The organism is Peptoniphilus rachelemmaiella, assembly GCF_943169845.1.
In the GTDB taxonomy this organism is placed as follows: Bacteria; Bacillota; Clostridia; order Tissierellales; family Peptoniphilaceae; genus Aedoeadaptatus; species Aedoeadaptatus rachelemmaiella.
The window spans coordinates 208,836-220,890 of sequence record NZ_CALPBW010000001.1; the positions used below are offsets into that span (position 1 = coordinate 208,836).

Annotated in this window: 13 protein-coding genes; 12 read left to right on the forward strand and 1 reads right to left on the reverse strand. The window is 51.1% G+C overall.

From position 1 onward, the window contains the following. Positions 1-3: 3 nt before the first annotated feature. Complete coding sequence (locus KO087_RS00770; RefSeq protein WP_215506719.1) at positions 4-495, reverse strand: Lrp/AsnC family transcriptional regulator; 492 nt, start codon at positions 493-495, stop codon at positions 4-6. A 407-nt stretch (positions 496-902) separates the two neighbouring features. Here KO087_RS00770 and KO087_RS00775 point away from each other — a divergent pair, with 407 nt between their 5' ends. The 12 genes from KO087_RS00775 to KO087_RS00830 all read left to right on the forward strand — a co-directional run. Then, on the forward strand, positions 903-1,211 hold the full coding sequence (locus tag KO087_RS00775) for a hypothetical protein (protein WP_215506721.1): 309 nt from the start codon (positions 903-905) through the stop codon (positions 1,209-1,211). 12 nt (positions 1,212-1,223) lie between these two features. Beyond that, positions 1,224-2,243: a V0D/AC39 family V-type ATPase subunit gene (locus KO087_RS00780; RefSeq protein ID WP_215506723.1), complete on the forward strand. Its 1,020-nt coding sequence runs from the start codon at positions 1,224-1,226 to the stop codon at positions 2,241-2,243. Further along, positions 2,234-4,186, forward strand: a complete 1,953-nt coding sequence (locus tag KO087_RS00785; RefSeq protein ID WP_215506725.1) for a V-type ATP synthase subunit I — start codon at positions 2,234-2,236, stop codon at positions 4,184-4,186. The genes KO087_RS00780 and KO087_RS00785 overlap by 10 nt, the downstream gene beginning before the upstream one ends. 13 nt (positions 4,187-4,199) lie before the next feature. Continuing rightward, complete coding sequence (locus KO087_RS00790) at positions 4,200-4,619, forward strand: ATP synthase subunit C (protein ID WP_215506727.1); 420 nt, start codon at positions 4,200-4,202, stop codon at positions 4,617-4,619. After that, positions 4,619-4,927 carry a V-type ATP synthase subunit F gene (locus tag KO087_RS00795; protein ID WP_215506729.1) on the forward strand — a complete coding sequence of 103 codons (309 nt, stop codon included), beginning with the start codon at positions 4,619-4,621 and terminating at the stop codon, positions 4,925-4,927. The genes KO087_RS00790 and KO087_RS00795 overlap by 1 nt, the downstream gene beginning before the upstream one ends. An 11-nt stretch (positions 4,928-4,938) precedes the next feature. Further along, positions 4,939-5,565, forward strand: coding sequence for a hypothetical protein (locus KO087_RS00800; protein WP_215506731.1), 627 nt, complete (start codon positions 4,939-4,941; stop codon positions 5,563-5,565). Next, complete coding sequence (locus tag KO087_RS00805) at positions 5,558-7,429, forward strand: V-type ATP synthase subunit A (protein WP_215506734.1); 1,872 nt, start codon at positions 5,558-5,560, stop codon at positions 7,427-7,429. The genes KO087_RS00800 and KO087_RS00805 overlap by 8 nt, the downstream gene beginning before the upstream one ends. Before the next feature lie 3 nt (positions 7,430-7,432). Then, entirely contained in the window at positions 7,433-8,806 is a 1,374-nt protein-coding gene (locus tag KO087_RS00810; protein ID WP_215506736.1) for a V-type ATP synthase subunit B, read from the forward strand. A gap of 9 nt (positions 8,807-8,815) precedes the next feature. After that, positions 8,816-9,433, forward strand: coding sequence for a V-type ATP synthase subunit D (locus tag KO087_RS00815; protein WP_215506738.1), 618 nt, complete (start codon positions 8,816-8,818; stop codon positions 9,431-9,433). Positions 9,434-9,444: 11 nt separating this feature from the next. Beyond that, a complete protein-coding gene (locus KO087_RS00820) occupies positions 9,445-9,942 on the forward strand; it encodes an NUDIX domain-containing protein (protein WP_215506740.1) in 498 nt (165 codons plus the stop codon). Between the two features lie 432 nt (positions 9,943-10,374). Further along, positions 10,375-11,772, forward strand: coding sequence for an alanine/glycine:cation symporter family protein (locus KO087_RS00825; RefSeq protein WP_215506742.1), 1,398 nt, complete (start codon positions 10,375-10,377; stop codon positions 11,770-11,772). Between the two features lie 160 nt (positions 11,773-11,932). Further along, a partial coding sequence (locus KO087_RS00830; RefSeq protein ID WP_215506744.1) for a transposase occupies positions 11,933-12,055 on the forward strand: 123 nt, incomplete at its 3' end.

Here is a 12,055-nt window from a genome sequence, read left to right on the forward strand (position 1 = left end):
CTTTTATTTTTCCTTAATACGAATGGCATTGTGTTCCCGAATGTCCTTGCCCTTGACTTGATTCAAAGCGCCGATGGTGTTGGTTCGTTTGATGGAAATGGATTCCCTGAGGCGCATCAAAAAGTCGTCTAAAGCCTTGGACGAAGTGGATTTAATGCGAATTAAGAATTGGTATTCCCCCATGAGCTTCCAACAGTCGGTGACTTGATCCGAGGTTTGGATGTAGTTAATAAACTCTTCCAATGTGTTGTCTTCCTCGGAAATGTCGATAAGGCAGAAAGAGTGGATGTAGGAATCATCGGCTTCTCCGCCGAGGAGAATGGTGTAGCCGGCAATGACGCCTGCATCTTCCAGGCGATGGATGCGATTGCGCGTGGCCGATACGGACAAGCTTACCTTTTTCGCAATATCGCTTAAGGACATGCGGCTGTTTTCGTTTAATAGAGAAATAATATATGTGTCGATAGAATCACCGGTAAAGCGATTGATGTGCACGATATGCACCTCCTTTAATCAAAACAAATGGGTTAATGAGATTATACCAAAAAAGCGGCGTAATTTCACTGAGAATTGGAAAAAATTTGCAAAAAAGCCACCTTTTTTTACTTTGGTGTAGAGAAAATAGAAAAGGCGGGCCGAAAGAGACGTTCTTTTGTCCTTTTTTCCCTTTATTTAATGTAAGAACATGTTTTTTCGACTGGTTTTGACAGAGGGGATTTTTTTCGGATCCGTTTTTTTGCTGATAAACCTTTCTTTTCGCAATATAAACGGCACAAATCGGCGTTTTCTGCGGATTTTACAGGGGCGTTTTTTTGCTTTAACATGGGGCAAGTGCTAAAATGATCATAACTGTGAATTCTCGCCTGAGGATTTACCGAATATAAAATGGAAAGGGGAGTACGTTGGAACACTTGATTCGAAGCGTCATTGATTTAGACGAACGAACCGACGCCATGGTTCGCAATGAAGAAAAAGCCATCGACGACGAAAAGGCGGATCTGCAGAAACATTTCACGGAATTGGAAGTAGACGAGCGGGAAGCGTCGAAGGCATCGGCGAAGGAAAGTTACGATAAGATTTACAACGAGGCCATGGAAGTGGTCGAAGGAATTAAAGAAAACAATCGAAAAAAGTTGGAGTCGGTGGATGCGGTCTATAAAGCCCACAAAGCGGAATTGGTGGAAGAAGCGTTTCAACTCCTGGACATTTAGTGGGAGGCGAATATGAGTTACGCGGCAGTCAACACCAAAGCCGTGGCCGTTTACGCCCGCTTTCTCAAGCCTGAAGTGCCTCTGAGGATTCTGGATGCGGGAAACATTAAAGACGGCCTGGCGATTTTGGAAAGCACTTGGGGCTTGGAACTTTCCGAGAATCCCCATTTACTGGAAGTCAACGTGAAAATGGCCCACAAAGTCTACGACACGTTGAACAGCTTCCACTATTACTTACAGGGACCGGCCCGGCGCTTTTACAACGCCATCTTAACGCGCTACGAAATTCAGGATTTGAAGCGAATCTTTCGGGCGGTGTACCACGACGAGGATGTGAACATTGTAAGAAACAGCGTTCTCGCCTTGGACCCCGCCCTGTTTCCGAAGGATCAGCCCCTGGGTCCCGATGAATTATTTAAAATCTTAGATGCCACCCCCTACGGACGTATCCTTGCGCCCTACAAGGACGTCTCCCGGGATCGGATTCTTTTTTACATCGAAATGGAGCTGGACAGAAGCTATTACGAGCATTTAATTAAAGAAGCGAAACAGCTGCCGAAAAAAGACAGAGCTTCCGTGACGGCCATGTTGAACCGCCGGGTGGATCTGTTGAATATCCGATACATTTACCGTGGCAAAAAAACCTACGACATTTTAAAGTCGGAAATGGAAAACTTCGCCATTCGCGGCGGCAACATTCCCAAAAAGCTCTTGCAGACGTGGATTTACGCCGACGATGTGGAAGCTCTGGTGCGCTCCGTGCGCGCCTCCTCCTTTTCTTTCTTGTTTCAGGAAAAAAGGGACAATCACATGACCGACATTTTGGCGACGCGAGATCTCGCCCTGATGTATATGAAACAGTACCAACAGGCGGGTTTAAGCCTGGGCCGAATCGTGGCCCTGTCCATCTTGATGGAAGATGCCATTAAAGACGTCTCCACCACGCTGGAAGGGCTCCGACTCGGTTTCGGAAAAGATTTAATCAGGAGTCTACTTACGATTCCTATGAAAGAAGGTGAAGTATGGCAGTAGAGAGAATGGTCATGCTTAGTGCCGTCGGCCGAATCGAAAATCTGCGGGATATTCTCTTCGAGATTTTGGATTCCCAGGCACTGGATATGGTCGATGCCATGACGCAATTGGCGGAGAACAGCAATATTTACTCTCTCGAAGACAATGTGGACATGGTGGTGGATTTAAACAATCTGGCGCCTTTTCCCGTCAATACGGACATCAGACAAAAGGCCCAAGAGGCGCAAAAATTGGTGGACTACTTCCATATTAAGGACTTAAAGATCACCGGTTTCGAAGATGCCGACAGCCTTAACCGCAGGTATCAGGCCCTTTTAGATCGAGTCGAGCCCATGCGCAAGGAGTACGACGCGATTCACGAGCGCCTGGAGGCCATCGCCATGTTCAAGGAGAATGTGTCTCTTTTTGAAAACGTGGATGTGGATTTAAACCAAATTCGGGACATGAAGTATTTCACGGCCCGCTTCGGCCGCCTGGAAAAATCGGCGCGGGTGCGCTTGAAAAACAGCTACGAAAATCTTCTGGCCATTGTGTTTCACACAGGCACCTTTGAAGATGAAGAAGTGTACATGATCGTCTACCCCAACGAGGTCGCCGATGAAATCGATCGGGTGTTGAAATCCCTGCACTGGATCGACGTGCCCGTTATGGAAAATGCCATGGGTACGGCCAAAGAAACCCTGACCAAGCTTGAAAAAGAAGAAACGGATCTCTACACTCGCCTGTCGGAGCTGGATGAGGAGCGAAAGACCCTCTACCGCGACGATCGGGACAAGGTGCGTGAAATTTTAGGTCACATGCTCTTTTTGGGCCGGGTGGAAGAAGCCAAGCAACAAATGGCTACGGCCAAGGAACACTTCCTCATTACGGGCTGGACCGACGAGGCCGGCGTTGCAGAAATACGCCGCCGCACGGAAAAATTCCCCGATGTCATTATCACCACCCAAAGTGAAGAAGAAGCGGCTCAGGGCATTACCCCGCCGACAAAGCTGAACAACCCGAAATTCTTCAAGCCCTTCGAACTTCTCGTTCGCATGTACGGCATTCCCCACTACAATGAAATCGACCCGACGATCTTCGTCGGCATTACCTATATGCTCCTTTTCGGCGCCATGTTCGGTGACGTGGGACAAGGGGCGGTCTTTTTCCTCATCGGCCTGATTCTTTCGAAGCGCCGACAAAAAGACATGGGCGGCCTCCTCATGCGCATGGGCGCATCCTCTGTGGTCTTCGGCTTTTTGTACGGCTCCGTCTTCGGCTACGAAGATGTTATCGACGCCTTGTGGCTCAGGCCCTTCCAAAACATCGAGCAAGTGCTTATGGCCGCCATCGGCTTCGGCATCGTGCTCCTTGTCATGGCCTACGGCATGAATTTTGCCAATGCCATTAAAAACAAAGACCTGGCCCGGGGCCTCTTCGGCGAACACGGCCTCTTCGGCTTTTTGGTTTTCGCCATGCTTTTAGCCATGATCCTCGATGTGGCCGGCATCGTGTCCTTTATTCCCATGCCCGTGGCGGCGGGAATCCTCGTGTTATCCATCGTGCTTATGATCTTCAAAAAGCCCATTATGGCGAAGATTCAAAAGACCGATGTGGACTATCAAGGCAACAAGAGCGGCTACTTCATCGAAAGCTCCTTCTCCATGATCGAGCTGTTGATCTCCACCTTATCGGGGATCGTGTCCTTTATTCGTGTCGGCGCCTTTGCCATTAACCACGTGGGGCTCTTTATGGCCTTCCACGTCATGAGCGAAATGGCCTCCCACGATATAGGCGGTTACGTGATCTTAATTTTAGGCAACATTTTAATCATCGGCCTGGAAGGACTCATCGTCTTTATTCAAGGCCTGCGCCTGGAATACTACGAATTGTTCAGTCGCTACTACGACGGCAGCGGACGGGAATTCCGCTCCGACAATCTGAAATTGAAAAACAAGCATTGAGAAGGAGTTTATTATGGAAAAAATATTATTTTTAGCATCCCTCGTCGTCTTATCCACCATTGCAGCCGGCTTCGTCTTTTTGGAACGAGGCGTCTCCGCCGACCGCGTGAAACTGAAAAAAGCTATGCGCACCAATCTCCTCGCCTTTATCCCCACCGTCCTCGCCGCCTATGTGCTCCTCGCACCGGGCGTCGTTCACGCCGCAACCGGCGCAACTGAAGTAAACGGCCTGGGCCTTTTGGCCGCCGCCATTTCCACGGGCCTTGCCACCATCGGCACGGGCTATGCCGTGGGCATCGTCGGGTCCGCCGCACTGGGTGCCGTCAGTGAAGACGACTCCATCTTAGGTAAAACCCTGATCTTCGTCGGTTTGGCGGAAGGGATCGCCATCTACGGCTTGATCATCTCCATTATGATCCTGGGCAAGCTCTAATGATCTCCCGGGTCATCTCTCGCGACGACGAATTTCTCGTCGCCCTTCGCATGAGCGGCTTCGAAGGCGTGTTTTGCAGCGATACAGAGGCATTAAACACCCAATTCGACGCCGCCCTTGAAGACAAAAACATCGGCATGATTATCTTAAACGAAAAAGACTTTCGCGCGTTGGAAGAGAAGGTTCTGGCGGTGAAAGAGAAAAAGCGCAGTCCCTTTATCTGCACATTGCCCGGTAGAGATGGCTACTCGGAAGAAGATTTCATTATGAAATACGTTCGCGATGCCATCGGGGTCAAACTGGATTAGTAGGTGAGAAAATGCTGCAAGTCGAAAACAAACTGGAAATATTCGAAGACGTCGTCTACAAGCGGCGTCTCGTGGATTTACAAAAGCGCAAAAAGGCTTGGGAACAGGAAAAAAACAGCCTTATTGAGCGCAAGGAAAAACAACTGGACGAAGAAAAAGACAACATCGTTCGTCGTCGTGCGGAGCTCGCCCGGGTCATGGGCAATGAAAAAATTGCCAAGGCCAAGGAAAACGAACGTGTCTTGGAACTGAAAAAGATCAACGAATTAAAAAAAGACTTCATCGAAGCCATTCGCGAGCGAGCCGTGGAATACACGCGGACGAAAAAGTATGCCGAGGACCTCGCTGCCCGCGTGGAAGAATCCTTGAAGGAGTTAAAGCCCGGGGAATACCGCTTCTCCATGGTGGCGGCGGATATGGATCGCTTCTTCGATGGATTTAAGGTCATGGCCGAAGGCATGGGCATCACCCTTCACGGAGAGACGCTAGAGGATACGCGCATCGGCGGGCACACCATCAGCGACATGGACAGAACCTATAGTTTAAACTACGATATCTACACCATGATCGACGAAAAGCGCTACGCCATCGGCAAGTTGCTCTACCGCCTGTTCCGAGAGGAGATGGACCATGAGTAAAGAAGCGAAAATCATCAAGATCAACGGCCCCGTCGTCATCGGACGACCCATGGGGGATTTCTCCATGCGGGAAATGGTGCAGGTCGGGGAGAAAAAGCTCATCGGCGAAGTCATCGCCATTCACGGCGACGAAGGCACGGTACAAGTCTACGAAGAAACAGAAGGCCTTATGCGGGATGAAGCCATTGTGAGCACCGAAGGCCCCCTTTCCGTGCGTTTGGGCCCGGGCCTGTTGGGCAATATGTTCGACGGAATCGAGCGGCCCTTAAACCGCATCAATGAAAAATACGGCAACTTTATCCCCGAAGGCATCGGCATGATGAACTTGGATTTGGAAAAGTTGTGGGCATTTAAACCGACGGTCAAAGTAGGGGATGTGCTTTCAAAAGGCGCCGTCATCGGCACCGTGGAAGAGACGGAAATCATCACCCACCGCATCATCCTTCCCCCCAACGTCTCCGGGGAAGTGGTGTGGATCGCCGAGGAAGGCGAGTACAATATCGTCGAGACCGTCTGCAAAGTCAAAGACGAAGCCGGCGAAGAACACGACGTGGCCATGAGTCATCCCTGGCCCGTGCGTATTCCCCGACCCGTCAGCGAATTTTTAGACGCCGACCAACTTCTGGTCACCGGCCAGCGGGTATTGGACGTGTTCTTCCCCATCGCCAAAGGCGGCACCGTGGCCATTCCCGGCGGTTTCGGTACGGGCAAGACCATGACCCAGCACGCCATTGCCAAATTCTGCGACGCGGACATTATCGTCTACATCGGCTGCGGCGAGCGGGGCAACGAAATGACGGAAGTATTGGAAGACTTCCCGAAACTTATCGACCCCAACTCCGGCAAGCCCCTCATGGAGCGCACCATCTTAATCGCCAACACATCCAATATGCCCGTTGCGGCCCGTGAAGCCTCCATCTACACCGGCATTACCATCGCCGAATACTTCAGAGATCAAGGCTACGACGTGGCCATGATGGCCGACTCCACCTCCCGTTGGGCGGAAGCCCTCAGGGAAATTTCCGGCCGACTGGAAGAAATGCCCGCCGAAGAAGGCTACCCGGCCTACCTTCCCAGCCGCATCGCCTCCTTCTACGAGCGCAGCGGCTCCGCCAAAACCCTTTGCGGTGCGGAAGGCTCCGTCACCACCATCGGCGCCGTCTCCCCGGCAGGGGGCGACTTCTCCGAGCCTGTCACGGAAAACACCCGCCGTTTCGTCAATGTGTTCTTGGCCCTGGATAAAGACCTGGCCTATTCCAGACACTACCCGGCCATTCACTGGCTCCATTCCTACTCCGGCTACATCGGCGCCTTGTCCAATTACTACGACAACCGCCTGGACGGCGATCTCCCCGGCCTTCGGAAGAAATTCATGAACATCCTCACCGAAGAAGCCCGGCTCCAGGAAATCGTCATGCTCGTCGGCGAGGACGTGCTTCCCGATAAGGAACGCTTCCTCTTAATCGTCGCCCGCATGATTAAAGACGCCTTCCTGCAACAAAATGCCTTTAACCCCATCGACCAATACGTGCCTTTGGAAAAACAATTTGCCATGATGGAAGTCATCGACACCTTGTACGAAGAGGGCAAAGTGGTGCTGGAAAAGGGCATTTCCATTGAAGAAGTGAAAGACAATGCCCTCTACACGAAAATCGTCAACATGAAGTACAACATCGAAAACGACGATTTAAGGGCCTTTACCCACTTAATCAACGACATTCAAGAACATTACAGAGAAATCCGCATCGAATACGGCATCGCCGAAAATGAAATGGAAGCCTACGAAATTAAAGAAAAGAAACAAGCCGAAGGGCAAAGCAAAGAGACGGATGGCGAAAGCCCATCGGAAGAAAAGGAGGTGTAGGACGTGAAGAAAGAGTATTTACGCTTAGATACCATTGAAGGCTCCCTGATTCAACTCTCCGGCCTGCACCGAGTACGCTACGGCGAAATCGTCTCCATTACCAATCGAGACACCAATGAGATGTTGGTAGGCCGCGTCATCGGCATCAACGACGATGCCGCCACGGTACAGGTCTTCGGCGAATCCATGGGGGTCTCCACGGAAAACCTCAATGTGGTCTTCGAAGGACGGCCCTTTGAAATTCCCCTGTCCCCGGAAATTTTAGGCCGCCGCTTCAGCGGCATCGGCCGCGCCATCGACAAAGGCGGCCCCGTCTATGCCGACAAATTTTACAATGTCAACGGCCAACCCATGAACCCGGTGGCGCGGGAATACCCGAGAAACTTCATCCAAACGGGGATTCGGGGCATCGACTCGGTTATGACCCTGATTCGGGGGCAAAAGCTCCCCATCTTCTCCGGCGCCGGGCTTCCCCACAACGAGCTCGCCGCCCAAATTATTCGCCAGGCCAACATTGCCGACGACGGCGGCAGCGACGACTTCGCCGTGGTCTTCTGCGGCATGGGCCTGAAGCGGGAAGTGGCTTCCTTCTTTACCGACAGCTTTATGGAAGCCGGCGTCATGGACAAAGTCGTCATCTACATGAACTACGCCGACGACCCGATTATGGAGCGGATCATCGCGCCGAAATGCGCCCTTACCGCGGCGGAATACCTGGCCTTTGAGCGCCACAAACACGTCTTGGTCATTATGACCGACATGACCAGCTACGGGGAAAGCTTGCGGGAAGTATCTTCCCAACAACAAGAAGTGCCTTCGAGAAAAGGCTACCCGGGCTACCTTTACTCCGACCTCGCCGCCATTTATGAACGGGCGGGCATGATTAAAGGCGTAAAGGGCTCGGTCACCTTGATTCCCATTCTGACCATGCCCTCCGACGACATCACCCACCCGATCCCCGACTTGACCGGCTACATTACCGAAGGGCAAATCGTCCTTTCCCGCGATCTTCACGGCCAGGGCATTTATCCTCCCATTAATATTTTGGATTCCCTGTCCCGCTTAATGAAAGACGGCATCGGGGCCGACTACACCAGGGAAGACCATGCCGACGTCTCCGCCCAACTCTTTGCCTCCTATTCCCGATGCATCGAGGTGCGGTCCTTGGCACAAATTATCGGGGAAGAAGAACTTTCGGAAAACGACCAAAAGATTTTGGCATTCGGTAAACGATTCGAAAACGAATTTATCGGCCAGGACTTTAACGAATCCTCGACTATTTACGAGACTTTGGACAAGGCCTGGGAGCTCTTGAGGACACTGCCCAAAGACAATTTGGTTCGCATCGATCCCAAAATTCTGGAAAAATATTATTAGAGGTGAGCTATGGCGAAACGCGTGACGGCGACGAAAGCCAATTTAATCAAAATAAAAAGCGCCCTGGATTTTGCCCAAAGAGGCTACGGTCTTTTAGACAAAAAGCGGGCCGTGCTTATGCGTGAGATCATGCGCCTAAACGCCCGGGCCCAAACCATTCAACAAGAGGTGGAAGAGCGCTTCGGCCAGTCCTACGACGCCCTCACCATGGCCTCAGTGACCATGGGATGGGAATCCGTGGTGAGCATGAGCAAATCCATGCCCACGGAAGAGCCCTACCACATCGGCTACCGCTCCGTCATGGGGGTGGAGATACCGGAGATTCACTACAAGGCCTTCAAGCCCCAATCCACCTTCAGTATGTTTGAATCCAATTTCGCCTTCGACGAAGCCTACATTCGCATGCACGACATGCGGGCGAGGATTTATGAGCTGGCGGAAATCGAAACGGATTTGTACCGCCTGGCCAAGGAAATCAAAAAAACCGTGAAGCGGGCCAATGCCCTGGAAAAAATCCAAATACCAAAATACGAGGCGGCGAAAAAAGAAATCGAAGAGATTTTGGCGGAAAAAGAGCGGGAAGATTTCTTCCGCCTGAAGCGTGTGAAAAACAATGTGAGCAAATAAAGGAGGTCGCTGTGGAACTGAGACGCATATACGACGAGGATTTTAACTACCTGGGCTACTTAAAAGATCGTAAAGAGGTGTTGGAGGAGACGGAATACTTCGTCGTCTCAGGCGTCATGGTCATCTCCCGAGGCAAACTCCTGGTGACGAGGCGGGCCAAGAACAAGACCTTCCCCCACCAATGGGAATTTACCATGGGAAGCGTCGTGGATAAAGAAAGCCCCCTTGAAGGCGCCCTGCGGGAGCTGAAAGAAGAAGTGGGCATCGCCGCCACGGACAGAGACCTTACCTTCCTCGGTACCTTGAAGGAAAATCAGAAATTTTCCAAAGTCTTTCTCCTCGTAAGGGACGTAGACAAAATTAAAATGCAGAAAAGCGAAGTAGAAGATTACAAATTTGTTGGGAAAAGCGAGCTCGACGCCATGTTAAAAGCCGGGGATTTCGCCCCGCCCATGGCCAAGCGCATCGAAACCTACATGGAAAAAATCGCACCGAAGCTCGCCGATTAATTTCAACAAGCGCCTTTACAAACAGTAACTGTGCTTTAAGATCAAAGGAAGCAATCGAACGTTTTTGTAGAAATGATTATTTGCGAGGTGTTTTATGGAATCAGTTTTGTTTGGAAGTATATTTTCCGGAATCGCCATCGTCGTAAAGCTCGTCTTTATGGTATTGGTTGTCTACTATCTGGCGAAGATAGCCAATAAAAAATAAAACGCGCCTCACTTTCTTAAGGGATGAAAAACCTCTCCGTCTCAGGCCCCGCGACGGAGAGGTTTTTTGCGTCAAAAGCGGCTTTTTCGAGAGAAAGGCATCGCTTTTTCAGAGCAGAGCGGAAAAATCCGTGTTAATGCAAAACAAACTTTTACAATGTAGTCGGTTGTGATAAAATGTGAGCAACTGTGAACGCTGTATACATTGTGATGAAACTGAGGTGACCCATGGATCTGTTACTGAAAGTAAACGGATATTTGTACTACCCTATACTTATTATTATCTTAATCGGCGCCGGCCTGTACTTCACCGTGCGCACGGGATTTTTGCAATTATCGATGTTCGGAGAATCCCTCCGCGTCTTGAGAGAAGAGCCCCACGAAGGGGAAGTCTCCTCCTTCCAAGCCCTTATGGTTTCCACGGCCTCCCGTGTCGGCACGGGCAACATCGTCGGCGTGGCCCAAGCCATCTGCCTCGGCGGCTACGGCGCCGTGTTCTGGATGTGGCTCATCGCCTTAATCGGCGGCGCATCGGCCTTTATCGAATCCACACTGGCGCAAATCTATAAGCGCCGGGGCGAGCACGGCACCAGCTACGGCGGGCCCAGTTATTATATTGAAATCGCCTTGGGCTCCAGAACCATCGGCGTACTCTTCGCCGTCTTCTTGATCTTAACCTACGCCGTGGGCTTCAATATGCTCGCCTCCTTCAACATGACCGACTCCTTCCGCGTCTACGATTTCTTCGTGGAAGGCAAGACCACCTGGATCATCGGCGCCGTCCTCGCCATCGTCGCCGGCTACTGCATCTTAGGCGGCGGCAAGCGCATCATCAAGGCCACCTCCACCTTGGTGCCCTTCATGGGCATTATCTTCGTGGCCATGGCCCTGTTTATGATCTTTAGAAACATCAGCTACATGCCCACCGTATTCAAAAACATCTTCTCCGATGCCTTCAACTTCCAAGCCATCTTCGGCGGCTTGGCCGGTTCCGCCCTGGTCCAAGGGATCAAGCGGGGGCTCTACTCCAACGAAGCCGGTATGGGTTCTGCGCCCAACGCAGCAGCCTCGGCGGATGTGTCCCACCCGGTAAAACAAGGCTTGGTTCAAATGTTTTCCGTCTTCCTAGACACCCTGGTTATCTGCTCCGCTACGGCATTTATGGCCATGGCATCGGGGGTTGAAGCCACGGAAGAATTGGCCGGCGCCGCCTATGTACAGGAATCACTGGCCACGGTCTTCGGCCACTACGGCTACGTCTTTATCTCCCTGTCCTTGACCCTCTTCGCCTTTACCACTCTCTTGGGCAATCTCTACTACGTGGACAGCTGCCTCAACTATCTCCACAAAAAAGCCCCCTCGAAAACCTTCATGCTTTGCTACCGACTCGTGGCGATTCTCCTCATCTTCCTGGGAAGCAGCATGAAAATGGAACTGGCATGGAACGTGGCGGACTTTTTAATGGCCCTCATGGTGCTTGTCAACATCCCCGCCATTTTACTTTTGGGCAATCAGGCCCTGGCCGCATTAAAAGACTACAAGGAACAATCCCACGCCGGCAAAAATCCCCACTTTATCGGCAGAAACATCGGCCTCGACGAAAGCAAATTGGATTATTGGAAATAAAAGCATCGCCTTTTGAAGCGCCTCTCGCAGGCGCTTTTTTTGCATTAGAAAACCCCCGGTTAGACCGGGGGTTCCGTTTAGCTTTAGCGATAATCACCCGTTATTCCCAGAATGGTATGATAAGAAAGGTCTGCCAACCAATCACAATCAGGAGGGAATAATGACATCACTAAATCACACCCATAGTTTATCACACACAAAATGGAATTGTAAGTATCACGTAGTGTTTGCTCCGAAATACAGGCGAAAAGTATTTTATGGATCGAAGCGCTTAGAAATTGGA